Source organism: Cellulomonas jepli (assembly GCF_047229345.1).
Classification (GTDB): Bacteria; Actinomycetota; Actinomycetes; order Actinomycetales; family Cellulomonadaceae; genus Cellulomonas_A.
The window spans coordinates 13,625-38,106 of sequence record NZ_JBFTER010000012.1; the positions used below are offsets into that span (position 1 = coordinate 13,625).

The 24,482-nt window shown below is 75.3% G+C and carries 16 protein-coding genes and 1 tRNA gene; 10 read left to right on the top strand and 7 right to left on the bottom strand.

Annotation, left to right across the window (positions count from 1 at the left end; translation table 11 throughout):
- The first annotated feature begins 9 nt into the window (after window positions 1-9).
- Window positions 10-3,534, top strand: coding sequence for an error-prone DNA polymerase (locus AB6N24_RS04645; RefSeq protein ID WP_412868257.1), 3,525 nt, complete (start codon window positions 10-12; stop codon window positions 3,532-3,534).
- Window positions 3,535-3,627: 93 nt separating this feature from the next.
- On the opposite strand, the gene AB6N24_RS04650 is transcribed toward AB6N24_RS04645, so the two are convergent.
- Both AB6N24_RS04650 and AB6N24_RS04655 read right to left on the bottom strand, forming a co-directional pair.
- On the bottom strand, window positions 3,628-3,873 hold the full coding sequence (locus AB6N24_RS04650) for a hypothetical protein (RefSeq protein WP_412868258.1): 246 nt from the start codon (window positions 3,871-3,873) through the stop codon (window positions 3,628-3,630).
- A gap of 140 nt (window positions 3,874-4,013) precedes the next feature.
- Window positions 4,014-4,556, bottom strand: a complete 543-nt coding sequence (locus AB6N24_RS04655; protein ID WP_412868259.1) for a pyridoxamine 5'-phosphate oxidase family protein — start codon at window positions 4,554-4,556, stop codon at window positions 4,014-4,016.
- Between the two features lie 101 nt (window positions 4,557-4,657).
- On the opposite strand from AB6N24_RS04655, the gene AB6N24_RS04660 reads away from it, so the two are divergent.
- Window positions 4,658-5,587, top strand: a complete 930-nt coding sequence (locus tag AB6N24_RS04660) for a dihydrodipicolinate synthase family protein (RefSeq protein WP_412868260.1) — start codon at window positions 4,658-4,660, stop codon at window positions 5,585-5,587.
- Window positions 5,588-5,593: 6 nt separating this feature from the next.
- Here the strand turns inward: AB6N24_RS04660 and AB6N24_RS04665 are convergent, their stop codons facing one another.
- Both AB6N24_RS04665 and AB6N24_RS04670 read right to left on the bottom strand, forming a co-directional pair.
- On the bottom strand, window positions 5,594-5,755 hold the full coding sequence (locus tag AB6N24_RS04665; RefSeq protein WP_412868261.1) for a hypothetical protein: 162 nt from the start codon (window positions 5,753-5,755) through the stop codon (window positions 5,594-5,596).
- Between the two features lie 204 nt (window positions 5,756-5,959).
- Window positions 5,960-8,887: an ATP-binding protein gene (locus AB6N24_RS04670; protein WP_412868262.1), complete on the bottom strand. Its 2,928-nt coding sequence runs from the start codon at window positions 8,885-8,887 to the stop codon at window positions 5,960-5,962.
- A gap of 280 nt (window positions 8,888-9,167) precedes the next feature.
- Between AB6N24_RS04670 and AB6N24_RS04675 the strand changes: the two genes are divergently transcribed.
- Window positions 9,168-10,214 (top strand): class I SAM-dependent methyltransferase, encoded by a 1,047-nt coding sequence (locus AB6N24_RS04675; RefSeq protein WP_412868263.1) that lies wholly within the window; start codon window positions 9,168-9,170, stop codon window positions 10,212-10,214.
- A gap of 80 nt (window positions 10,215-10,294) precedes the next feature.
- Here AB6N24_RS04675 and AB6N24_RS04680 read toward each other — a convergent pair whose 3' ends face one another.
- Window positions 10,295-11,527, bottom strand: a complete 1,233-nt coding sequence (locus AB6N24_RS04680) for an AI-2E family transporter (RefSeq protein WP_412868264.1) — start codon at window positions 11,525-11,527, stop codon at window positions 10,295-10,297.
- Between the two features lie 183 nt (window positions 11,528-11,710).
- Between AB6N24_RS04680 and AB6N24_RS04685 the strand changes: the two genes are divergently transcribed.
- The 6 genes from AB6N24_RS04685 (at window position 11,711) to AB6N24_RS04710 (ending at window position 20,556) form a co-directional block, all read left to right on the top strand.
- Window positions 11,711-11,793 (top strand) — tRNA-Leu (locus tag AB6N24_RS04685).
- Between the two features lie 848 nt (window positions 11,794-12,641).
- Entirely contained in the window at window positions 12,642-13,865 is a 1,224-nt protein-coding gene (locus AB6N24_RS04690) for a Fic family protein (protein ID WP_412868265.1), read from the top strand.
- A 103-nt stretch (window positions 13,866-13,968) separates the two neighbouring features.
- Window positions 13,969-14,901 carry a DUF6910 family protein gene (locus AB6N24_RS04695; RefSeq protein ID WP_412868266.1) on the top strand — a complete coding sequence of 311 codons (933 nt, stop codon included), beginning with the start codon at window positions 13,969-13,971 and terminating at the stop codon, window positions 14,899-14,901.
- Window positions 14,902-14,982: 81 nt separating this feature from the next.
- The gene (locus AB6N24_RS04700; RefSeq protein ID WP_412868267.1) at window positions 14,983-16,473 is read left to right on the top strand and encodes a DUF3375 domain-containing protein; all 1,491 of its coding nucleotides are present in this window, start codon (window positions 14,983-14,985) and stop codon (window positions 16,471-16,473) included.
- Complete coding sequence (locus tag AB6N24_RS04705) at window positions 16,466-17,185, top strand: DUF4194 domain-containing protein (protein WP_412868268.1); 720 nt, start codon at window positions 16,466-16,468, stop codon at window positions 17,183-17,185. The genes AB6N24_RS04700 and AB6N24_RS04705 overlap by 8 nt, the downstream gene beginning before the upstream one ends.
- Window positions 17,182-20,556, top strand: a complete 3,375-nt coding sequence (locus tag AB6N24_RS04710) for an ATP-binding protein (RefSeq protein ID WP_412868269.1) — start codon at window positions 17,182-17,184, stop codon at window positions 20,554-20,556. The genes AB6N24_RS04705 and AB6N24_RS04710 overlap by 4 nt, the downstream gene beginning before the upstream one ends.
- Before the next feature lie 40 nt (window positions 20,557-20,596).
- Here AB6N24_RS04710 and AB6N24_RS04715 read toward each other — a convergent pair whose 3' ends face one another.
- Entirely contained in the window at window positions 20,597-21,835 is a 1,239-nt protein-coding gene (locus AB6N24_RS04715; RefSeq protein ID WP_412868270.1) for an MFS transporter, read from the bottom strand.
- Window positions 21,836-22,234: 399 nt separating this feature from the next.
- On the opposite strand from AB6N24_RS04715, the gene AB6N24_RS04720 reads away from it, so the two are divergent.
- On the top strand, window positions 22,235-23,893 hold the full coding sequence (locus AB6N24_RS04720) for a catalase (RefSeq protein ID WP_412868271.1): 1,659 nt from the start codon (window positions 22,235-22,237) through the stop codon (window positions 23,891-23,893).
- A gap of 153 nt (window positions 23,894-24,046) precedes the next feature.
- On the opposite strand, the gene AB6N24_RS04725 is transcribed toward AB6N24_RS04720, so the two are convergent.
- Window positions 24,047-24,463 (bottom strand): YybH family protein, encoded by a 417-nt coding sequence (locus AB6N24_RS04725; protein WP_412868272.1) that lies wholly within the window; start codon window positions 24,461-24,463, stop codon window positions 24,047-24,049.
- Window positions 24,464-24,482 lie beyond the last annotated feature (19 nt).

Below are 24,482 nucleotides of genomic sequence, written 5' to 3' on the forward strand. Positions count from 1 at the left end.
TGACGCACGATGACGGGGACGGGACGGGCCGCGCGCTATGCCGAGCTGCACGCGCACTCCGCGTTCAGCTTCCTCGACGGCGCGAGCCAGCCCGAGGAGCTCGCGTACGAGGCCGCGCGCCTCGGCCTGTCGGCGCTCGCGCTGACGGACCACGACGGGCTCTACGGCGTCGTGCGGTTCGCGCAGGCGGCCCGGCTCGTCGGGCTCCCCACGGTGTTCGGCGCCGAGCTGCACCTGCCCGTGCCCGGCGGGACCCCCGGGGCGGGACCCGGCACCACGGGGCGTCCCCGCCCCGGACCCGACGTGCTCGACCCCCCGACCGGCGTCCCCGACCCGCGCGCGACGCACCTGCCCGTGCTCGCGCGCGGGGCCGACGGCTACCGCGCGCTGTCCCGGGCGATCGCGACCGCGCACCTCGCGACCGGGACCAAGGGCGCCGCGCACTACACGCTCGAGGGGCTCGCCGAGCAGGCCGCCGGGCAGTGGCTCGTGCTCACCGGGTGCCGCAAGGGCGCGGTGCGGCGCGCGCTGACCGGGCGCGCGGGAGCCGGGCCCGTGACGCCCGAGGGCTTCGTCGCCGCGCGCGCCGAGGTCGACCGGCTCGTCGCGCTGTTCGGCCACGACAACGTCGCGGTCGAGGTCACCGACACGGGCGACCCGTTCGACTCCGAGCTCGCGGACGCGCTCGCGGCCCTCGCCGCCGCGGGCGACCTGCCGCTCGTCGCGACCGGGAACGTGCACTACGCGACCCCGCACGACGCCGACCTGGCCGCCGCGCTCGCCGCGGTGCGCGCACGCTCGTCGATGGAGGACCTCGACGGCTGGCTGCCGGGCGCCCCGACCGCGCACCTGCGCTCGGCGCGCGAGATGCTCATGCGCCACCGGCGCCACCCGGACGCCGTGCGCACGGCCGCGGACCTCGGCCTCGAGTGCGCGTTCGACCTGTCGCTCGTCGCCCCGAACCTGCCGCCGTACCCGGTGCCGGCGGGGCACACCGAGGCGACGTGGCTGCGCGAGCTCGTCCGGCGCGGCGCGCGCGAGCTCTACGGGCCGCCCGAGGCCGAGACGGTGCCGGGTGCCTACGCGCAGCTCGAGCACGAGCTGCGCGTCATCGAGGACCTCGGCTTCCCGGGCTACTTCCTCGTCGTGTACGACCTCGTCGACTTCTGCCGCCGCAACGGGATCCTCGCGCAGGGCCGCGGCTCGGCCGCGAACTCGGCGGTCTGCTACGCGCTGCGCGTCACCGCCGTCGACGCGGTCAGGCACGGGCTGCTGTTCGAGCGCTTCCTGGCCCCCGAGCGCGACGGTCCGCCCGACATCGACGTCGACATCGAGTCGGGCCGCCGCGAGGAGGTCATCCAGTACGTCTACGCGACGCACGGGCGCACGCACGCCGCGCAGGTCGCCAACGTCATCGGCTACCGCCCGCGCTCGGCGGTGCGCGACGCCGCCCGTGCGCTCGGGTACGACGTCGGGCAGCAGGACGCGTGGAGCAAGAGCATCGAGCGGTGGGGGAGCCTGCGGGGCCCGGACCGCGGGCTCCCGTGGTGGCAGGGCGCGGCGCCGGTGGCCGCGACGCCCGACCACGGCCCGGCGGCTGCTTCCGGTCAGGTGCCCGGCCAGGTGCCCCGCCCCGTCGTCCCCGACCACCGCGTGCACGACACCGACCGCGCCGTCGGGGAGCCGACCAAGGACCGCCACGACGTCGTCCCCGCCCACCTGCCGCCCGCCGCGAGCGACCTCGACGAGATCCCCGAGCACGTCGTCGACCTCGCGGAGCGGTTCCTGCGGCTCCCGCGCCACCTCGGCATCCACTCGGGCGGCATGGTGATGTGCGACCGGCCGGTCATCGAGGTGTGCCCCGTCGAGTGGGCGCGCATGCCCGGGCGCACGGTGCTGCAGTGGGACAAGGACGACTGCGCCGACGCCGGGCTGGTCAAGTTCGACCTGCTCGGCCTCGGGATGCTGACCGCGCTGCGCATCGGCTTCGACCAGGTGCGCGAGCACGAGGGCGTGCAGGTCGAGCTGCACGGGCTCCCGCACGAGGACCCCGCCGTCTACGACCTGCTGTGCGCCGCGGACACCGTCGGGGTGTTCCAGGTGGAGTCGCGCGCGCAGATGGGCACCCTGCCGCGGCTCAAGCCCCGGAAGTTCTACGACATCGTCATCGAGGTCGCGCTGATCCGCCCCGGGCCCATCCAGGGCGGCTCGGTGCACCCGTACATCAACCGCTACAACGGCCGCGAGAAGGTCACGTACCTGCACCCGCTGCTCGAGAAGTCGCTGTCCAAGACCCTCGGCGTCCCGCTGTTCCAGGAGCAGCTCATGCAGATGGCGATCGACGTCGCCGACTTCACGCCCGCCGAGGCCGACCAGCTGCGCCGGGCGATGGGCTCGAAGCGGTCGATCGAGCGCATGGAGGCGATGCGGGCGCGGCTCATGGCCGGGATGGAGGCCAACGGCATCCCGCCGGGCACCCGGGAGCAGATCTACGACAAGCTCAAGGCGTTCGCCGACTTCGGCTTCCCCGAGTCGCACTCGTACTCGTTCGCGTTCCTCGTGTACGCGAGCTCGTGGCTCAAGGTGCACCACCCCGCGGCGTTCTACGCGGGGCTGCTGGCCGCGCAGCCGATGGGCTTCTACTCCCCGCAGTCGCTCGTCGCCGACGCGCGCCGGCACGGCGTGGAGGTGCTGCGGCCCGACGTGCAGCACTCGGACGTCCAGGCGTGCGTCGAGCGCACGGCCCCGCCACCGCCGGGCGGGGAGCCGCCGCTCGTCCCGACGCCGTCGGGCACCGCCGCCCTCGGGGCGCGCACGCCGGCCGGGCGCACGCTCGTCGTGCGCATGGGGCTCGCGTCGGTGCGGGGCGTGGGGGAGGACGTCGCGGAGCGGCTCGTCGCGGAGCGGCGCGAGCACGGGCCGTTCGCGGACCTGCGCGACCTCGCGCGGCGCGTGCGCCTGACGACCGCACAGCTCGAGGCGCTCGCGACGGGCGGCGCGCTCGGCAGCCTCGGGGCGACGCGGCGCGAGGCGCTGTGGGCCGCGGGTGCGCTCGCGCAGGAGAGCCCGGACACTCTGCCCGGCGTCAGCGTCGGCGTGAGCGCCCCGACGCTGCCCGGGATGAGCGACGTCGAGCTCGCCGTCGCGGACGTGTGGGCGACCGGGGTCTCGACCGACTCGTTCCCGACGCAGTTCGTGCGCGACGGGCTCGACTCCGCGGGGGTCCTGCGCGTCGAGCAGGCGTTCCGCCACGAGACCGGGCGCCGCGTCGCGGTCGCGGGCGTCATCACGCACCGCCAGCGACCCGGGACGGCCGGGGGCGTGACGTTCCTGTCGCTCGAGGACGAGACGGGGCTGCTCAACGTCATCTGCTCCGCGGGCCTCTGGCAGCGGTTCCGCAAGGTCGCGCGCACGTCACCGGCACTCGTCGTGCGCGGCCGGCTCGAACGGGCCGACGGTGCGACGAACCTCCTCGCCGAGCACCTCGCGCCGCTGTCGCTGCGGGTGCGGTCCTCGTCGCGCGACTTCCACTGAGGCCGGACCGCAGCGCCGGGAACGGAGCACCGCGCGTCGCGACCGGCTCCGGGGCCTCTCCGCCCTGAGCGAGCGGTCCGCGCCCGCCCGGGATCAGGTCGCCCGGTCCGTCGCCCGGTGCGCCGTGCCGCCCGGCCCCGCAGCGCCGTCGGCATCCTCGGTGCGGGCCGCGAGCCGCCGCCCGGCGAACCAGGACCCCAGCAGGAGGACGGGCACCATCACGACGCCGCGCACGAGGCTCCTGTCGGCCTCCCAGCCCAGGCCCCAGTGCGCCACGGCGGCGATCACCGCTCCGCCGAGGAGGGCGAGCAGCAGCAGCGGTCCGTGGCGACGAAGCATGCCGCCGATCCTTCCGCGTGGCGCCGGTGCCCGCTCGCCGGACGTGGCCACCCTGCCGAGCGCAGACGGGTCGGCTCACGTCTCGCCCGGGTGCGCCTGAGCGGCGTCGCTGCACGGTGCCCCCCGCTCGGGGCCGCCCGTCAGATGCCGAGCAGGCCGTCGATGCTCGCGGCGTTCCGCTCCGCGCGGTACTCGTCCATCCCGTCCGGGCCCTTCTTCTCGGCGAACAGGCGCATCAGCTCGCGCTCCTCGGTCACGACCTCCATCACGGGCACACCCCACCCGCACGAGTCGCTGATGCGCTCGACGTCGACCGTGATCACCGCACGCGTGCTCGGGTGGTCCGGGTGGAGGGCCGTCACCTCGTCGAACGCCGCGGTGCCCGGCAGGTGCACCTGCCCGCGCCCGTGCAGGCGCACGATGCGGGGGCGCGCGTCGAACGCGGCGAACATCACGCAGATCCGGCCGTTCTCCCGCAGGTGCGCGATCGTCTCCACGCCGCTGCCGGTGAGGTCGACCCAGCCGACGCGGTGCGGGCCCAGCACGGAGAACGAGTCGCTGCCCCGGGGCGAGACGTTGACGCGCCCGTCCGCGGCGAGCGGGGCGGTGGCGACGAACCACATCGGCTGCGCCTCGATCCAGCGGTGCAACGACTCGTCGATGGCGTCGAACAGCTTTCCCATGCCCGGATCCTGGCAGACCACCCGCCGCCCCGGCGCGGACGTCCGCCGGGACCGGCGTATTCAGGTCCGGTGCGGACCGACCTCGTCGCTACGCTGCCCCGATGTCGCTCCTCGGCCCGCTCGTCGCCTACGTCCCCACCCCGCGCAGCGCCGACGGTGCGCTGGCCCCCGACGTCCTCGGGCAGCTCGTCGAACGCGTCGTGGCGGCCGGCGCGAGCGGGGTGTGCGTGCTCGGCAGCGTCGGCTCGTTCGCCTACCTCGAGCCCGCGACGCGACGCGCGGTCGTCGCTGCGGCGGTCGAGGCCGCCGCAGGGCGGGTGCCCGTCCTGGCCGGTGTCGGCGCCCTCGCGACGCGCGAGGTCCTGAGCCTGGCCCGCGACGCGCAGGACGCGGGGGCCGACGCGCTCCTGCTGCCGACGACCGCGTACCTGCCGCTCACCGACGACGAGGTCCTCGGCCTCGTGCGCGACGTGACCGAGACCGCCGACCGGCCGGTGTGGATCTACCACAACCCCGTCACCACGAGGTACGACTTCAGCGTCGAGGCGCTCCTGCGGGCCGCCGCGCTGCCCGGGGTGGGCGGGGTCAAGGACCGGGCGCCGGACGCCGACGCCGTGCGTACCCGGGCGGCTGCGGTCCTCGCCGGCGCCCCGGCCGGCCTCGAGGTCGGTTACAGCGGGGACCTGCTCGGCGTGCACGGGCTGCTCGCGGGCGCCCGCAGCTGGCACTCGGCGCTCGCGGGCGTCCTGCCCGGCCCGTACGCCGCCGTCGCGCGGCTCGCGGCGCAGCGGGACGAGGCGGGGACGCTCGCGCTCCTCGCCCACCTGGCGCCGCTCGTCGAGCTCGTCATGCGGTCCGGCGGGCCGCGCGCGGTGCACGCCGTGGGTCAGCTGCTGGGCCTCCCGGTCGGCGACGTCCCGGCGCCGCTGCGGATGCCCGCGCCGGAGGTGCGCGCGGAGCTCGAGGGTGCGCTGGCGCTCGTGCTCGACCGCTTCGCTGCCATGGACGCGGACGCCGCGTCGTCCCGCTGAGCCGGCTCAGTCGAAGAAGCTGAACGCCCGCGCCAGGAGGCGGAACGGGAAGGTCAGGAGCCGCACCACGAGCCCGACGACCTCGACCGCCTCGACGGCGTCCGCGACACCCTCGACACCCTTCTTCACGACGTCGCGGGCACGACGTCGACCACGCGTGCGACGCACGGCTCACCTCCGGGGACGACGCCGGACACCGTAGCGGCACGCGTGCGGTCGGGAGGCGCAGCGTGACCGGGACCATCCACTCGGCCGAACGCCGAACGGCCGGACGTGGCTCGAGGGCTGCGGTTGCGGCTGCGGCCGACGGCGCGGCTGCGCTGCGGAGACGCGACGCCGAGCGAGCCATGTCGATAACGGAAGCACGCGCGGTCAGGGCGAGATGGCCGGGGGAGCAAGGGGCCCGGTTCCGCCGGCGCCCGCCGGGGCGACGGACGAGGCGCGGTCCGGCAGCCGGTCGAGCGCGCGTCCGACCGCCTCCCGTGCCACCGTCAGGACGGCGGCACGGTCCCTCGGTCCGGCCGCGACGACGGGTCCTCGCGGTCGCCGCTCGTCCGCGGGCGCGTCGGGGGCGGCGTCGGCCGCAGCGTGCAGCAACCGGGCCGCCGTGGGGTCGCCGAGCCGCTCGAGGACGTCCGCGAGGTCCCGCAGTGCGGGCCACAGGTGCGTCCAGTTGCCCGTGGCCGCGAAGTGGTCGACCACCTCCAGGTACCCGGTGAGCGCCTCGCGCACCCGCCCGCGGGCCGACTGCACCGAGAGCAGGCCGACGCGGGCGACGCCGAGCAGGAAGCCGGCGCCGGACGCGCGGGCGGCCTCGACCGCGTCGTCGTAGTGGCCCTCGGCGGAGTCGAGCTCGCCCTCGAGCTGCGCGATCTCACCGTCCACGTAGGCGGCCCAGGCCCGCAGCGTCGGCGACGTGGCGGCGGGGCGCCCACGGTCGGCGAGCGAGCGGGCCGTCGCGAGCTCACCCGCGTAGGCGCTCGCGAGCGCGGCGATGCCGTAGGTCTCGCGCGGAGAGGGGCGCAGGGGCGCGGCGGCGAGCGCGTGCTCCACGGCCTGCGCGTGCGCACCGCGCGCGAGCGCGACGACCGCGAGCGGCACGAGGCAGAACCACCGGTCCTCGTCGTCCCGGGCGCGGGCGAGCCCGGCGCGGGCGAGCGCGTCCGCCCGTGCCGGGTCGCCGCCCTGGTACGCCGCCTCCGCCGCCACACCCAGGACCGCGGCCTCGTGCGCGTGCCCGACGAGCGACGGGTCCTGTGCGAGGTCGAGCGCCCACGCCCGGATCTCGAGCAGGTCCCGGTAGCCGACGGCCGCGAACAGCCCGATGACGAGCTCCGCCGCGTCGTCGACGGACCCGCGCGTGCGAGCAACGTGCCAGGCTGCGCGGAGGTTGGCGAGCTCACGACGCAGCGTCGCGTCGGCCTCCGGCTCGCGCTCGGTCTCCATCCCCGCCGCGACGTCCGCCACGAGCTCCCGGGCCCACCGCAGGAGGTGCTCCGGCCCGGCGTGACCGTCCGCGGTGCCTCCCGTGCCTGCCGTCCCTGCCGCGTATGCCCGGACCGTCTCGAGCAGCCGGTACCGGGTCGTGCCGTCGAAGTCGACGTGCAGCACCGACGCGTCGACGAGCCGCGCGAGCAGCGTCGCCGGGTCCCCGTGCGCGCCGACCGCCCCCGCCAGGCGCTCCGCGGCCGCGAGGTCGAGCCCGTCGGGGAACGCCGCGAGGTGCTGGAGCAGCAGGCGCTCGTCGGGCGACAACAGGGCGTCGGACCACGCGATCGTCGCGCGCAGCGTGCGGTGCCGGGCGTCGGCGGTGGGGCGCCCGTCGCCGAGCAGCTCCAGCGCGCGGTCGAGCCGGTCGCGCAGGTCCCGCAGCCCGAGCGTCGACAGCCGCCCCGCGGCGAGCTCGAGGGCCAGCGGGATGCCGTCGAGCCGCCGCACGACCTCGGCGACCACCACGAGGTCCTGCGGCGTCCTCACCACGCCGGGGCGGACCCGGTCCGCGCGCGCGAGGAACAGCGTCACGGCGGGGGAGTCGCGCACGCGCCCGGGGTCGGTCCCCGCCTCGGGCACGTCGAGCGGCGCGAGACGCACCGTGCGCTCCGCGGCCAGGCCGAGCGGCTCACGGCTCGTGACGAGCACGCGCAGCCGCGGGCACGAGCCCAGGAGCGTCGCCACGGCGTCGCGCACGGCTGCGAGCAGGTGCTCGGCGTTGTCCACGAGCAGCAGCGCGGGCCGGTCGCCCAGGAGCGCGGCGCAGGCCGTGAGCACGTCTCCCCGCACCGCGGCCAGGCCGAGCACCGAGGCGAGCGCGTGCGGGACGGCGCCGGGGTCGTCCACGGGCGCGAGCGCGAGCACCACCGCGTCGTCCGCGCTCCGGACGACCTCGAGGGCGACGCTCGTCTTCCCGACCCCGCCGGGTCCCGCGACCGTCACGAGCCGCTCACGCCCGAGGAGACCCCGCAGCAGCGTCACCTGCTCGGTCCTGCCCACCAGCGGATCCGCCCGGTGCGGGACGCCCGGCCGCGCGGCGGTGGTGGTCCCGGCACCGGCACCGCCGCTCGCGACCTCGCGCTCGACCGCGGCGAGCGCAGGGGTCGGGTCGAGCCCGGTGCGCTCGGTGAGCCTGCGCCGGAAGGCCCGCCCGACGCGCAGGGCGTCAGGGGCGCGTCCCGTCGCCGCGAGCACGCGCATGTGCAGCACCGTCGAGGGTTCCGCGAGCGGGTCCTGCGCCGCCACCGCGGCGGCGAGCTCGAGCACCTCGCCCGGGCGCCCGGCGGCGAGCGCCGCAGCGACGACGGCTTCCGTGGTCTCCCGGCGGAGCCGCTCGCACGCGACGACCGCGTCGCGCACGGGCGCCACGTCCGTCAGGTCCGCCAGCACGGGCCCGCGCCACAGCGAGGAGGCCTCACGCAGGAGCGCCAGGGCCTGCTCCGGGTCCGCCGTCGTCCGGGCGTCGCGCAGGAGCGCCCGGACGCGCGCCAGGTCGACGGCGTCGGGCGGGACGTCGAGCCGGTACCCGTCGGGCGCCGTCGCGAGCCGCGCCGCGCCCGGACCGAGGTGGGCGCGCAGCCGCGACACGTGCGACTGGAGGGCCTGGCGACCGGAGGCGGGGGCGCTGTCGGGCCACAGCGCGTCGACCAGCGTCGCGACGGTGGCCGTGCGTCCCCCCGCGAGCGCGAGCAGCGCCAGGACCGCGCGCCGCCGCATCCCGACGACGGCGACCTCGGTGCCGCCGACGGTGAGCCGCAGCGGTCCCAGCACGTCGACCCGCACCTCGGGCACCGCGTCGACCGCGTGCATGCCGCACCTCCCGTGCCCAGCATGCCGTCGTGCGGGCTGCCGGGGAACGGCTCGCCGCGCCGAGGGTCGACCGGCCCCCGGGGCGGCGCGCGTGGGACCTGCGGTGACGCCGCGCCCCGTGCCCGGTGCGGAGCGGGCGCGGGGGTCGTGACAGCGGCGTGCGCGCGCGTGCGAGGCCCGTGACAGCGCACCCCGCGACGGTGGGACCACGCCGGCGACCACGCCGACGACGGCCCGGTGGCCGGACCACCGCAGCACGACCACAGCAAGGAGACACCTCATGGAACAGGACGCCGTCCTCGCCTTCCTCGGCCGGTTCACCGCCGACCTCGCCGCCACGGGCGCCGCGGGCCAGGTTGCGCTCGGCCACCGGCTCGGCCTCTACCGGGCGCTCGCGGAGGGCCCCGCGACGCCCGACGACCTCGCCGAGCGCACCGGCTGCGACCCGCGCTACCTCGCCGAGTGGCTGCGCGGCCAGGCCGCCGGCGGGTACGTCGAGTACCACCGGGCCGACGCGACCTTCTCGCTGACGCCGGAGCAGGCGTTCTGCCTCGCCGACCCCGACGGCCCGAACCTGCCCGCTGCGTCCGTGGCGGTGCTCGGGTACCTGCGGGCCGAGCCGCGCCTCGCCGAGGCGTTCCGCACCGGGGAGGGCGTCGCGTGGGGCGAGCACGACGCCGACGTGCACGTCGGGACGGACGCGTTCTACCGCGCCGGGTACGTCGCGGCGCTCGTCCCGGGCTGGCTCCCGGCGCTCGACGGCGTCGTCGACCGGCTCGCTGCGGGCGGCCGGGTCGCCGACGTCGGCTGCGGCCTGGCGACGTCGACCGTGCTGATGGCGCAGGCGTTCCCGGCGTCGACCTTCACCGCGTCGGACCCCCACGCGGCGTCCGTCGACCTCGCCCGCAAGCGCGTGGCGGAGGCGGGTGTGGCCGACCGGGTCGGCGTCGAGGTGGCGAGCGCGCAGGACTTCGGCGGCGCCGGCTACGACCTGGTCACGATGTTCGACTGCCTGCACGACATGGGCGACCCGGTCGGTGCGGCCCGCCAGGTGCTCCGGTCGCTCTCGCCGGACGGCACCTGGATGGTCGTCGAGCCGCTCGCGAGCGACGACGTCGAGGAGACGTTCACGACGGTCGGCCGCCTGTACTACGCGGGCTCGACGTTCCTGTGCGTCCCGAACGCGCTCGCGCAGCACGGCGGCCACGCGCTCGGCGCCCAGGCCGGGCCGCGCGCCGTCGAGGACGTCGCCCGGCAGGCCGGGTTCACGCGGTTCCGCGTCGCGGCCCGCACGCCGTTCAACGCGGTGTACGAGATCCGGCCCTGAGCCGGACGCTCAGGTGCGGGCGGGCGGGCGGGCGGGCGGGCGGGCGGCGCTGCGGTGCACGCCGCCCGCCCGGCGCGGGCTCACTGCCCGGCGATGCGCTCCGCGTCGTCGGGCAGTGCGTCGTCCTCGTCCGCCACCGGCTCCTCCATCGGCGGGTCGACGCGCCGCAGCCGCGAGAAGATCGCCCAGCACACCGCCACGAGCGGCACGGAGATCACCGCGCCGAGGATGCCCGCGGTCAGCGTCCCCGCGGTCACGGAGAGCGCGACGACGACGGGATGCAGCGAGACCTGCTTGCCCATGACGAGCGGCTGCAGGATGTGCCCCTCGAACTGCCCGATGAGCGCGATCCCGATGCCGACGACCGCCGCCTGGATCGGCCCGTTCGCGGCGAGCGCCACGATCATCGCGATGACCATCGCCGCCGGCGCCCCGATGAGCGGGATGAAGGCGCCGATGAGCACGAGCACCGCGAGCGGGGCCGCGAGCGGGACGCCGACGATGGACAGCAGGAGGAACGCGAGGATCCCGTCGGACACCGCGATGATCATCGTGCCGCGCGTGTAGCCGGAGAACGTGTACCAGCCGGCGCCTGCCGCGACCTTCCACGTCTCCCGCACGCGTGCGGGGAGCTGGTTGAGGAACCACACCCACATCTCCTGGCCGCGGGCCAGGAAGAACACCGAGCAGAAGGTCGCCAGCGCGAGCGCGCCGAACACCTCGACCACGCCGCCCGCGCCCGCGGCGGCCTGCCCGGCCAGCTCCCCGCCGTGCTCGACGACCCACGCCCGGCCGTTGTCGATCCACTCGTTGAGCTGCTCCGTCGTGACGGAGAACGGCAGCGGGCCGTTCTCGAGGAAGTCGATGATGTCGTCGATGCCCTCGGCGAACTGGGTCGACAGGCTCTCCCACTGCCCGGCGACCGAGACCCCGACGTACGTGAGCATCCCGAGCAGCACGAGGACGCCGCCGAGCAGGGACAGCGCGGTCGCGAGCCCGCGGGGGAGGATCCGGGAGAGCACGTCGACCGCGGGACGCAGCACCGCCGTCATGACCAGCGCGATGAACACCGCGACGAACACCAGCTGCACGCGCGAGGTCGCGTAGAAGACGAGCGCGATCGCCGCGACGACGACGAGCAGCCGCCACCCGACACCCGCCAGGACGCGCAGCCAGTGCGGGGCCGTCTGCTCGAGGCCGATCACCGACGGGTTGCGCCGTGCGCCGGCGACCCTGCGCGCCGCCGGGCTCGCCCCCGCGAGGAGACGGCTCGGGACCGGCGAGCGGTCGCTCGACGTGCTCTCCTCGGCCATGCCGACCTCCCGGTCCGCCGGTGCCCGGGGATCTCACCCGATGCGCCCGTACGCTGCTGAAACGCCTGTCGGGGCCAGTGTGCCCCTCGGGGGCGATGCATGCTCGACCGCCGCACCGTGCTATGTTTTCTGCCGCACCTGAGGGAGCGCCGGGAGTGCCCGACGTCCTCTCACGGTCCACCTGTCCGGGTGGCGGAATGGCAGACGCGCTAGCTTGAGGTGCTAGTGCCCTAACGGGCGTGGGGGTTCAAGTCCCCCTCCGGACACTCGTTGAGACAGCGACGGACAAGGCTCTGACCAGCGGCAACGCGGTCGGAGCCTTCTTCGTTCCCGCAGGGAGGATCTCCTGTCGACACGCGGGCTCGCGCACGCGCACATGGTCGAGCGGATGGCACATCGCCGCCTAGGAACATCGTCCCGGTGTAGCCACGGCGCATCCTGGGTGGCTCGTGTCGCGGCTGATGCGGCAGCGGCGCCATGACGAGGTGCGACCGAGAACGCTCGAGGACGCGCTCGTCGCAGCGCGGCGCACCCACGGCATCGCGAGGACCTTCGATCGTCTGCTTGTGGCGTCCCTGGCGCTCGGGGTCGGCATGATGGCGGCCGCGGTGTCCTCGGAGTGGTGGCGTCGGGAGACGAGGGGGAGTCGTGAACGCGGTACGACGTGAGGAGCTGGTTCATGCGCGCCGGGCGGTCCGACGGGCGGAGTCGTCGCCGCGGACGAGTGAGCCGGCCGTGATGCCGGGTGCGGCTCTGGCGGTCGCCAGCGTCGGGATCCTCGCGGCTGGACCTGAAGGGATCTCGCCTTGGTGCCGGGTGGGGTTGTCGGCCGTCGCTGGGTTCCTCAGCCTCTTCAACCACGTCTCGATCGGCTCATGCGTGCGACGACTGGCCGAGGCAGATGTCGCGCGGCAAGAAGTCGTCGAGCGTCATGCAGGTGAGGCATCTGGCGCGCGGAAGCCGAACCGACGACGGGGCGGTCGCGGCTGAGGCTCTGGCCATGGAACCGTCATGACGTGATTCGCGGACGCCGTACGGCTGCGGACCTTCCTATCCGTGCATAGCCCTCGCCGTTGGCAATGGAAGTTTGCACATCCGATGCTAACCTTGGTGGATGGCACGGGATCCGCGCGCGAGCACGGACCGCCTCGACGGTCCGTCCTGGTGGCCCGCCTTCGGCACCGAGAGCGTCGAGTGGCACGCCGCCGACGCGTCCTACGGCCCGCGGACCGGCCGGAGCCAGCACCAGGGCGCCTACCTCGCGGCGCTCGCGCCGGACATCGCCGACGCGGACGTCCGCCTCTCCTCGCGCACGGCGGCGCTGGTCACCGAGGCATCGGCGGAGATCGCCCGGTTCGACGGGGAGACGCTCGGCGCGACGACGTCGTTCGCGTCGCTCCTGCTGCGCACCGAGGCGGCGAGCTCGTCGCAGATCGAGAACCTCACATCCACACCGAAGGCGATCGCACTCGCGGAGCTGGGTCGCAGGGGACGCCCGAACGCCGACGAGATCGTGGCGAACGTGACCGCCATGACGCAGGCGCTGCGCGACGCCTCGCACCTGGACGCCGACGCCATCCTGCAGATGCACCGCGCGCTGATGATCGGGCACCTGCCGTCGGCCGCCGGGCGCTGGCGCACCGAGCAGGTGTGGATCGGGGGCGGCAGCCGCAGCCCGCACGGCGCCGCGTACGTCGCGCCGGTGCACGAGCGCGTCCCCGCCGGCATCGACGACCTCGTGCGCTTCATCGCCCGGGACGACGTCCCCGTGCTCGCGCAGGCCGCGCTCGCCCACGCGCAGTTCGAGTCGATCCACCCGTTCCCCGACGGCAACGGCCGCACCGGGCGGGCGCTCCTGCACGCCCAGCTGCGGCACGGCGGGCTCGCGCGGCAAGCGATCGTCCCCGTCTCCGCCGGGCTGCTGACCGACACGGACCGGTACTTCGGCGCCCTGAACGTCTACCGGACGGGTGACGTCGAGCCCATCGTGACGGAGGTGGCGGAGGCGGTCTTCCCGGCGCTCGCGAACGCGCGCAGGCTGATCTCCGACGTGACCGCCGCGCGCGCGACCTGGGTTGAGCAGATCCGCGCACGTCGTGGCGCGGCCGCCTGGGCGCTCGCCGACCTCGTCATGACGAGACCCGTGGTCGACGTGCGGCTCGCCGCCGAGACGCTCGGCGTCAGCACCGTCAACGCCCAGCTCGCGATCGACCGGCTCGTCGAGGACGGGGTGCTCGAGCAGATCGGTCGCGGCGCGCGTGACCGCGTGTGGCAGGCGGGCGAGGTGCTCGCGGCGATGGACCGGTTCGCGGAGCGATCCCACCGCCGGGTGTGGTGAGGCGTCGGCCGTCCGACGCCCCTCGACGGGTGCCCGGTCCCAGCCCGTCCTAGCGTGGTCGTGAGCCGGGCCGCCCGCGCCCGGCCGCCCGAGGAGGTGCCGGGTGCAGGTCGAGGTCGAGCACGTGACCGCGCTGCGGTTCGACGACGGCACGCCGGTGCGGGCCGCGTCCGCGGTCGTGGCGTTCGGGGGAGGCTGGCTCGTCGCGCAGGACGACGCGACGCACGCCGCGTGGGTGCGGCCGGGCGGCGTGACGCCGGTGCGCGCGCTGCCGCCGGTCCGCGGGCTCGACACGTTCGAGGAGGCGCGCGGCACCAAGGCGCTCAAGCCCGACCTGGAGGCGGCGTTCGTCGTCCCCGACGGCCTGCGCCGTGGTGCGGGCGCCGTCATGCTGCTCGGGTCGGGGTCCTCGCCCGCGCGCGTGCGGGGGTCCCTGCTGCGGCCACCGGGCGCGGACGGCGACGGCGGGCCGGTCGTCGCGGACCTCGCGCCGCTCTACGCCGCCGTGGCGCGCCGGCTCGGGATCGACGCCGACCTGCTCAACCTCGAGGGTGCCTGCGTCGTCGGTGACGTGCTGCGCTGGTTCCAGCGCGGCCTGCCCGACGCCGGGGTGCCCACGGCGAGCGTCGACGTCGACCTGCGGGCGCTGCTCGGGGCGCTCGCCGGCGACGCCCGGCCGGCCGACGTCCCCGTGACCGGCGAGCGGCGCTACGACCTCGGCAGCGCGCGCGGGGTCGGGCTCGCGGTGACCGACGCGGTCCTCCTCGCCGACGGTGCGGTGCTGGTCAGCGCCGCCGCCGAGGACACGCCTGACCCGCGCGACGACGGTCCGGTCGTCGGGTCGGTCCTCGCGGTGCTCGACGGCGGCGTCGTGCGCGACCGCGTCGACCTGCCGCACGTGCACGGTGCGGTCGCGAAGGTCGAGGGGCTCGGTGTCGTCGAGCACACGGTCGACGGCGTGCGCCTGCTCGCGACCGTCGACGCCGACGACCCGACGGAGCCCTCGCTCGCGGTCGGCCTGCGCGTGCGGTGGTGAGCTGGGCACCGGTCGCCCTCACCCGTGGCGCGCGCGGGTCGCGTCACGGGCCCCGGCCGGCGCCGCCTACGCTGTCCGGCGATGACCACTCGTGCCGAAGCGGCCTACCTCGGAGCCGTCCGGGCGTTCCAGAACCCGATGCTCGACCTGCTGCACAAGCGGCACGCACCCCTCGTCGTGTCCCTGCTCTCGGTCGTCTTCACCGCGGAGCGCCCGAGCGTCCCCGTGGCCGACGCGCACACCGAGATCGGCGACGCGCTCGACCAGCTGCGTGCCGCGGGTCACCGCGACGAGCTGCCCGTGGGCACCGCGCGCGAGCTGTGCCGGCAGTGGTCCGACGCGGGCTGGCTCGTGCGCCACGTGCTCGAGGACGACGTCGAGGTCTACCGGCTCTCCGCGCACGCCGTCGGGGCGCTCGAGGTCGCCGGGCGCGCGGGCGGCACGCGGGCGCGGGTCTCGCAGTCGCGCGTGCGGACGCTGCTCGACGCCGTCGAGCGCCTCGCGCAGGACGCCGACCCGGACGTGCTCGTGCGCCTCGCGCGGCTCGACTCCGAGATCCGGCGCCTGCGCGCCGAGGTCGCCCGCATCGAGCGGACCGGAACGGTCGACGAGGTCGACGAGGAGCAGCTGCTCGAGGAGGCCGAGAACGTCCTGCACCTCGTGCGGGAGCTCCCCGCGGACTTCGCGCGCGTCGCGGAGTCGATCAAGGCGATGCAGCGCGACGTCGTGACCGCGCTGCGCCAGGACGAGCGGCCGACGGGCGACGTGCTGCGCGAGTACCTGGCGCGCGGCGAGCACGTCATGGAGTCCACGTCGGAGGGTCGCGCGTTCGCGGGCGCGCTGCGCCTCATCGGCGACCCGCAGCGCCTCGACGAGCTGGCGACGCACCTCGACGTCGTCCTGCGGCACCGGTTCGCCCGGCGGCTGCCCGCGCCGCAGCGCACCGAGCTGCGCGAGATCGGCCGGCGGATCGAGCAGGGCCTCGACCAGGTCTTCACGGCGCAGCGCGAGGCGTCGTACGTCATCACGACGCAGGTCCGCAACCACGACCCGCTGCGCGACCGGCAGGTCGACGAGCTGCTGCGTGACGTCATGACCGGGCTGCAGGCGTGGGTGCCCGACGCGCGACGCGGGCAGTCCGTCGAGCCGCTGCGTCGCCTGCCCGTCGCCGAGGTCGACCACCTGCGCCAGACCGCCGGCGACCTGCGCCCGCCGCAGGCGCCCGCGCCGCTGGACGACTGGGACGACGACGACGCGGACGTCTCGCAGGACGAGGTGCGCGCCTGGGGCGGCCCGCGCTACGCCGAGCTCGACGCGCACCTCGCGGCGCTCGCGGACGGCGTCGGCACGGTCGACGTCGCGGCGGCGTTCTCCGCCGCGCCCACGGCGATGCGCCGGCCCGTCGACCTGCTCGGGCTGCTGGAGCTCGCGCACCGGCACGGCATGACGGAGACCGGCGAGGTCGCGTACGTCGACGCGGTCCGGCCCGACGGGAGCCGGCGGCGGTTCGCGTTCGAGGGCGTGACGACGACGGCGGGCACCGGCCCCACGAAGGAGGAGACCCATGGCTGACCCGACGGACGAGGCGCGCGAGGCGCCGGTCGCGGTCGACGCGACGCCCGCGGCGGACGACCCCGGCGCGGAGAACGGCTTCATCGCCCCGGTCCCCATGGAGGAGGACCCGGCCGAGCTGTTCGCGGGGGACTCCGGCACGCTCGACGCCGACGTGCGCACGGTGCTCGTCCGGCTCCTGCAGCGCCGCTTCCTCACCGCGGAGAAGAACCGTGCGCAGTGGCGGACGCTCCTCGACCACCAGCAGGTCATCGAGTCGCGGCTGCACGACCTGTTCGTGCACCTCGTCGTCGACCACGAGCGCGGCGTCGCCTACAAGAAGCAGGTCCGTTCCGCCGAGCTCGACGTCCCCGTGCTGCTGCGCGACGACGCGTACAGCCGCGCCGAGACCCTCGTCCTGGTGCACCTGCGCACGGTGTTCCAGCGCGAGCGCGGCGCGGGGGAGACGTCGGTGCGCGTCGACGTCGAGGAGCTCGAGCAGACGGCCCTGACGTACTTCGACCCCGACGACACGAACGTCGCGACCCGCCAGCGCGAGATCCGCGCCGCGGTCACCCGCCTCGCGAAGGACGGGCTGATCGAGGAGGAGTCGGAGGGGCGCTACCGGGTGACCCCGCTGGTCGAGGTCGTGCTGAGCAACGAGCGGCTCGCCGAGCTGCGCGACTGGCTGCGCGCGCAGGCGGCGCACACGGGTGAGGACGACGCGGCATGACGATGGTCGACACGCTCTTCGGGCTCGTCCCGGTGACCTCGACGGGCCAGCAGTGGGTCGCGCGCGACCTCCAGCTCGTCAACTGGGGCGGGTACGACGGGCACCACCGCGTGCGGCTCGCGTCCACCGCGACGCTGCTCTCGGGCGGGTCCGGGTCCGGCAAGTCGACGCTCATGGACGCCTACATCGCGCTGCTGATGCCGCACACGACGCCGTTCAACGGGGCGTCGAACGGCGGCGTCGTCGGGCGCCCCCGCGGCAAGGACCAGCGCAACGTGCTGTCCTACGCGCGCGGCAAGGTCGACGAGTCGCGCACCGAGGACGGCACGCGCGAGAGCGTGCTGCGCGGCGACGGGCGCGACACGTGGTCCGCGATCGCGATGACGTGGGCCGACCAGGCGGGCCGCGAGCTCACCGCCGTGCGCGCCTGGTACGTCCCCGCCGCAGCGCGCGCGCTCGACGACGTCGTCGCGGTGCGTGCCACGTGCGACGGGCCGTTCGACCTGCGGGACCTCGAGCCGGCCGCCGCGGACCGGCTGGGCCGCGCGGCGGTGACCGCCGCGGGCCTCACACCGTTCGACACCGACCGCGAGCTCACCGCCCGGCTGCACTCGACGCTCGGGATCGGTGCGACCGGGGACGGGAACAAGGCCGTCGCGCTGCTCGGGCGCATCCAGGCCGGTCAGCAGATCACCACGGTCGACGCGCTGTACAAGGCGATGGTGCTCGAGGAGCCCGACACGTTCGCGACCGCCGACGCCGTCGTCGAGCAGTTCGACAAGCTGACGGGGACGCGCGACCAGATGATCACCGCGCGCCAGCAGGTCAAGGCGCTCGAGCCGATCCGCGCGCACCGCGCCGACATCGAGGCCGCCGTCGAGCGGCTGCGGGTCATCGAGCAGGCCGGGTCGTTCGACGACGGCACCTCGCCCGCCGCGCTGTGGCGCCACGAGCGCCGGCTCGGCCTGCTGCGCGCGGTCGAGCAGGACCTCCAGCGCCGCCACCAGGACGCCCAGCGCCTCGCCGCCGAGACGTCGGGGCGCGTCGAGGCGTCGCGCGCCGAGCTCGACGGGGTCAAGGAGACGCTCTGGTCGTCGGGCGGCGACCGTCTCGCGACCGCGCAGCGCGAGCTCACCGGCGCCCGGCAGCGCCTCGACGGGGTCGTGCGCGCCCGGGCCCGGCTCGACGACGTCGTGACCCCCGCCCTCGGCGCCGCGCCGGCCACGCAGGCGGAGCTCGACGCGGTGGTGCGCCGTGCGGGCGACGCGCTCGCGGACGGCGGCTCCAAGGCCACCGCCCGGAGCGCGTTCGGCGACGCGATGGCCGAGAAGAAGGACGCGAAGGACGAGCTCGCCGGCCTGACGGCCGAGCGTGCGCGGGTCGCACGCCGGCAGGGCAACATCCCGGGCGACCTCCACCAGGCCCGGGCGGCGCTCGCGGAGGCGGCGGGCCTCACGGTCGACGACCTGCCCTTCGTCGCCGAGCTCGTCGAGGTGCGGACCGAGCACGAGCCGTGGCGGGACGCCTTCACCCTCGCGCTCGGCGGCTTCGCGACGCTCCTGCTCCTCGACGCGGCGCACCTGCGCGCCTTCCGCACGGCGATCGACGCGGTGCCCACCGCGCGCCGGATCCGGTTCGAGGGCGTGCCGACCGGGCTGGAGACCGACGTCGCGCTCGACCCCCGCACGCTGCCCGGTCGCCTCGACCTGCGCGCGACGCCGTTCACCGGGTGGCTGCGCAGCGAGCTCGCGAGCCGGTTCGCCTACGTGTGCGTCGACACCCCCGGCGAGCTCGCGCAGCACGCCAGGGCGCTCACGCGCGCCGGCCAGGTCTCCGACGGGCGGCAGGGTGCGCACGGCGGGCAGGGCCGCGCCAACGTGCTCGGCTTCACGAACACCCGCCTGCTGAGCCACCTCGACCAGCAGATCACGCGCGCGCAGCAGCGGCTCGAGCTCGCCGAGGCGCAGGTCGTCGCCGCCGAAGGGCGCCTCGACCGGCACGAGGTCGAGCGCCGCGCGTTCGAGGCGCTCCGCGACGTGACCTGGGACCAGGTCGACGTCGCCTCCGCGCAGGCGGAGGTGGACCGGTGGTCGCAGGTCATCGACGACGTCACCTCGGGCAACCCCGAGGTGACGCGGCTGCAGCGGCGCGCGACCGAGCTCGAGGCGGCGATCCGCGCGCTCACCGAGGAGCTGGGCCGGACCAAGGGCGCCGCGCACGAGCTCGGCGAGCGCTGGTCGACGACGACCGACGAGGTCGACGCCGCGCAGCGCGCCCTCGACGAAGCCCGGACGAGCGGCACCACGGTCGCGGCGGACGCGCGCGCGTACCTCGACGCGCTGCTCGGCGGGGAGGACGGCACCGGGACGGCCGCCGAGATGGCGACCCCGGCCGGGGCGCTCGCCGCGTTCGACGCCGTCGTGGCGCGCGCGAGCGAGCTGCTGCGCTCGGACCGGCAGGCGGCGCAGCAGGTCCTCGGGACGGCGCGGGACGCGCTGCGGCGGACGTTCGAGACGTTCGTCGAGCGCTGGCCCGACCCCGACCTGGGCACGGACCCCGACGCGTCGTACGCCGACTTCGCGCGCCTGCTCGCCGAGCTCGAGACGCACGGCCTGCACGAGCTCGAGGGGGAGTGGCGCACGAGTCTCCTGCGGCTCTCGGGCAACGACCTGACCGACCTGCACAACGCGCTGAGCCGGTCGGTGCGGGAGATCAAGGAGCGCATCCGTCCGGTCAACGACATCCTCGCCGACCTGCCCTTCGCGGACGACGAGCACCGGCTGCGCATCGACGCGCGCGACACCCAGTCGACGGTCGTCGCGCGGTTCCGCAAGGAGCTCCGCGACCTGCGCGAGGTGCTGCAGACCGAGGCGACCGACGCGGAGCGCGAGCGCCGGTACGTGCGGATGGCGAAGGTCATCGACCGGGTCCGGCGCACGTCGCCCGACTTCGCCGACCTCGTCGATGTGCGCCGCCACGTGCGGCTCAGCGCCGAGAAGGTCGACCTCGAGGGACGGCACGTCGCTCTCTACGACCACATCGGCGAGAAGTCCGGCGGCGAGTCCCAGGAGCTCGTCGCGTTCATCGTCGGCGCCGCGCTGCGCTACCAGCTCGGCGACGCCGGCGCGGACCGCCCCCGCTACGCCCCGGTCTTCCTCGACGAGGCGCTCATCAAGGCCGACGCGCGGTTCACCGGGCGGGCGATCGGCGCGTGGCGCGGGCTCGGCTTCCAGCTCGTGATCGGCGCCCCCAACGACAAGTTCGGTGCGCTCGAGCCGCACGTCGACCTCAAGTACGTGGTGCTCAAGGACGCCACGGGCCGGTCGAGGACCAAGCTCGTCGCGGGTGTGCCCGACGGGACGGGCGACTGACCGGACGGCTGTGCGCCGGACCTCGACCTGCGCCACCCGGTCAGCGGCTGCCCACGTCCGCGGGGCTGCGCCGGCGGCGTGAGGCCACGAGGAACGGCAGCGCGAGCAGGTTGATCCCCGCCCCGATCAGGTAGCTCGTGCCGTACCCCCACACGTCGGCCGCGCGCCCGAGCGCGGGCTGCACCACGACACCGCCGACGCTGCCGACGAGCGAGTCGAACGACAGCACCGTCGCGCGCTGCTCGGACGGGACGAGGTCGTTGAGGTACGCCTGCCGGACGGGCGTGACGGCCGCCGCGGCGACGCCCCACAGCACGAGCAGCCCGAGCGCGAGCGCGAAGCCGTCGACCAGCCCGAGGAGCGCCAGCGTCGCGGCGCCCGCCGCCGTGCCGCCGATCAGCACCGTGGTGCGCCGCCGCACGAGGTGGCGCACCCGGGGCGCGAGCGCGCCGCCGAGGATCTGCGAGCCCGCGATGACGGCGGCGGCGAGACCGGCGACGGCGTACGCGTCAGGGTCGCCGTAGAGCTCGAGCAGGAACGGCTGCATCGCGTAGAAGGCGTACACGCCGACGCCCGAGACGAACGGGGCCGCGAGCATGAGCCAGCGCACGGGCGGGTTGCCGAGGCCGTGGTGGAGCGACTGCGTGAGGATCGCGCGCACCGCGTCCCCGGGCCGGGCGTGGGCAGCGGGGGTGAAGCCGAGGTCACGCATGAAGACGGCCGCGACGACGAGCATGACGAGCAGGACGCCGGCCCGCAGCAGGAACGGCACGCCGAGGTTCGTGACCTGGGCGATCACGCCGCCCGCGACGGCGCCGACCAGCATCGCGGCGCCGCCCGCCACCTGCCCGCGTGCGAACACCGGCTCGAGCGCGCCGGCGTACCCGGTGGCGCGCAGCGCGTCCACGAGCCACGCCTCGACCGCCCCCGAGAAGAACGTGAACCCGAGCCCGAGGAGCACCGACACGACGGCCCACGCCCAGAACGGTCCCTCGACCTGCCACAGCGCCCAGTACAGGAGGGTCGACGCGGCGAGCGTGACGGTCCCGAGCAGGTAGGACGCGCGTCGACCGCGGGAGTCCGCGACCACGCCCGTCGGGACCTCGAACAGCACCATGCCCGCGGTGAAGAAGGCGTTGGCCGCGAACGCCTCGACGTTGCTCAGGCCCGCGTCGAGCAGGAACAGCGTGTTGATGCCCCAGATGAACGCCGTCGCGAGCGTGTTGCCGACGACGAGCGCGAGGTAGGTCCGCTGCACCCGACGGGCGAGGAGCGTCATCGGGCGAGCCTGTCACCGCTCCGGCGCCAGGGCCAGACGTGAGCCGGCCCCTGCCCGACGCGCCCGAGGTCCCGTCCGGTCCGGCGACCCGCTCCGGTTGAGCGACGCCCGTCCGCGCCTGATGCTGGATCGGTGACGCCGACCGCCGTGAACCGTTCTCGACGTGCGGTGCTCGACGTCCACGGGCACCTGGTGCCCTCTCGGTCCGGGCGGTCCTCGACCGCCGGGACGCGCTCACGCACGCGGGTCACGCCCGCGCCGGGTGCTGGAGCGGACTCGTCGTCGACGAGGCCGCGCTGACGTCCGGGGACTGTGCCCTGCGTGCGTGGGAGCCGGCTGAGTCCGCCCCCAGCCGGTCCGCAGCTGATCCGCCCAGCTGAGACCCGAAGGAGCACGACCATGACCGATGTCGCCTCGCAGCACTCCGCGCCCGACGACGACCGTCCCGTCCTGACGACGCGTCAGGGCCATCCCGTCTACGACAACCAGAACCAGCGGACCGTCGGCGCCCGCGGGCCCGCGACGCTCGAGAACTACCACTTCCTGGAGAAGATCAGCCACTTCGACCGCGAGCGCATCCCCGAGCGGGTCGTGCACGCGCGCGGCTTCGTCGCGTACGGGTACTTCGAGGCGACCGGCCGGTGGGGCGACGAGCCGATCTCCCGCTACACGCGCGCGAAGCTGTTCCAGGAGGAGGGGAAGCGCACCGACCTCGCGATCCGGTTCTCGTCCGTGATCGGGGGCCGCGACTCCTCCGAGGCGGCGCGCGACCCGCGCGGCTTCGCCGTGAAGTTCTACACGGAGGACGGCAACTGGGACCTCGTCGGCAACAACCTCGGCGTGTTCTTCATCCGGGACGCGATCAAGTTCCCCGACGTCATCCACTCGCTCAAGCCGGACCCGGTGACGTTCCGCCAGGAGCCGGCCCGCATCTTCGACTTCATGTCGCAGACGCCCGAGGCGATGCACATGCTCGTCAACCTGTTCAGCCCGCGCGGGATCCCGGCGAGCTACCGCACGATGCAGGGCTTCGGGGTGAACACCTACAAGTGGGTCAACGCCCAGGGGGAGACGCACCTCGTGAAGTACCACTGGATGCCGAGCGAGGGGGTCAAGAGCCTCACGGCGGCCGACGCCGCGGCGATCCAGGCGAACGACCTGGGGCACGCCTCGAAGGACCTCTACGAGGCCATCGAGCGGGGCGACTTCCCCGAGTGGGAGCTGCGGGTGCAGCTCATGTCCGACGACGAGCACCCCGAGCTCGACTTCGACCCGCTCGACGACACCAAGGTGTGGCCCGAGAACGAGTTCCCCCCGAAGGTCGTGGGCCGCATGGTGCTCGACCGCAACATGCGCGACCACTTCACCGAGAACGAGCAGATCGCGTTCGGCACCGGCGTCCTCGTCGACGGGCTCGACTTCTCCGACGACAAGATGCTGGTCGGGCGCACGTTCTCCTACAGCGACACGCAGCGCTACCGCGTCGGCCCGAACTACCTGCAGCTGCCCGTGAACCAGGCGCGCCACGCCGAGGTCCGCACGAACCAGCAGGGCGGGCAGATGGCGTACCGCGTCGACCCCGTGGGCGCGAACCCGCACGTGAACTACGAGCCGTCGATCACGGGCGGGCTGCGGGAGGGCACCTACCCGACGCATGACGAGCAGGGCCCGGAGATCACCGGGCGCCTGACCCGCAAGCGCATCCCGCGCACGAACGACTACACGCAGGCGGGCCAGCGCTACCAGCTCATGGAGCAGTGGGAGAAGGACGACCTGGTGCACAACCTCGTGACGAACATCGGCGAGGCGGCGCGCGAGGTCCAGGAGCGCATGGTGTGGCACTTCCTGCTGTGCGACGACGAGCTCGGCGCGCGCGTCGGGGAGGGCCTCGGCATCACCGCGGACGACGTCCGGCACCTGCCGCCGCTCCAGAGCCAGACGCTCTCGGACGCCGAGCTGGACCGGCTCGCGAACCTCGGCAAGAACGGCCCGCGCGACGTCACGGGGCTGGAGATGACGCACTGCGTGCCCGACGAGCGCGTCGTCGTCGCCGGCTGACCTGCGCCGCGACCACGCTGCTCCGCGGCGGCGGGACCCCTCGCCGGGTGCCCGCCGCCGCGACGTGGCCGCACGGCTCGCGGCACGTCGGGTCGTCGTGCGCGGCGTCCTCGCTCCCTGGAGCGGGCTCCGCCCGGGCGGCCTCGCGCGCCGTCAGGAGGGCGTGCCCGCGTCCGGTGGCGCCGCATCGGTGCCCGCGCCGGACGCCGAGGCGGTGTACCCCCGCCCCGGCCAGTACGCCCACTCCTCGAAGTGCTCCGCGCGGCCGTCGTCGGCGAAGCGCAGCACCCACAGGTCGCGGTACTCCTGCGGCTCGTCCCCGCCGTAGTGCACCTCGGCGCGCACCACGGCGACCGGCCACGTCACCGCGACCGGCTCGGCCCGCATCGTGAACGGGGTGTCGTCGGACCAGAAGTCCCGGATCGCCTGCCAGCCGACGAGCGGCGGCTCGTACGGCGAGCGCAGGTAGTGCGCCTCGGGCGTGAACAGCCGCTCGACGGCGGTCGGGTCGTCGTCCCGCCACGCGCGCTCGTACTGCTCGACCCACTCCATGACTGCCGCGGCGTCCACGGTCGTATCGTCCTGCGCC

Bases quoted from the DNA above. Each gene is read 5' to 3' on its own strand.
- AB6N24_RS04645 (WP_412868257.1), top strand. From the start codon at position 10: ATGACGGGGACGGGACGGGCCGCGCGCTATGCCGAGCTGCACGCGCAC.
- AB6N24_RS04650 (WP_412868258.1), bottom strand. From the start codon at position 3,873: ATGCTTCGTCGCCACGGACCGCTGCTGCTGCTCGCCCTCCTCGGCGGA.
- AB6N24_RS04655 (WP_412868259.1), bottom strand. From the start codon at position 4,556: ATGGGAAAGCTGTTCGACGCCATCGACGAGTCGTTGCACCGCTGGATC.
- AB6N24_RS04660 (WP_412868260.1), top strand. From the start codon at position 4,658: ATGTCGCTCCTCGGCCCGCTCGTCGCCTACGTCCCCACCCCGCGCAGC.
- AB6N24_RS04670 (WP_412868262.1), bottom strand. From the start codon at position 8,887: ATGCACGCGGTCGACGCGGTGCCCGAGGTGCGGGTCGACGTGCTGGGA.
- AB6N24_RS04675 (WP_412868263.1), top strand. From the start codon at position 9,168: ATGGAACAGGACGCCGTCCTCGCCTTCCTCGGCCGGTTCACCGCCGAC.
- AB6N24_RS04680 (WP_412868264.1), bottom strand. From the start codon at position 11,527: ATGGCCGAGGAGAGCACGTCGAGCGACCGCTCGCCGGTCCCGAGCCGT.
- AB6N24_RS04690 (WP_412868265.1), top strand. From the start codon at position 12,642: ATGGCACGGGATCCGCGCGCGAGCACGGACCGCCTCGACGGTCCGTCC.
- AB6N24_RS04700 (WP_412868267.1), top strand. From the start codon at position 14,983: ATGACCACTCGTGCCGAAGCGGCCTACCTCGGAGCCGTCCGGGCGTTC.
- AB6N24_RS04705 (WP_412868268.1), top strand. From the start codon at position 16,466: ATGGCTGACCCGACGGACGAGGCGCGCGAGGCGCCGGTCGCGGTCGAC.
- AB6N24_RS04710 (WP_412868269.1), top strand. From the start codon at position 17,182: ATGACGATGGTCGACACGCTCTTCGGGCTCGTCCCGGTGACCTCGACG.
- AB6N24_RS04715 (WP_412868270.1), bottom strand. From the start codon at position 21,835: ATGACGCTCCTCGCCCGTCGGGTGCAGCGGACCTACCTCGCGCTCGTC.
- AB6N24_RS04720 (WP_412868271.1), top strand. From the start codon at position 22,235: ATGACCGATGTCGCCTCGCAGCACTCCGCGCCCGACGACGACCGTCCC.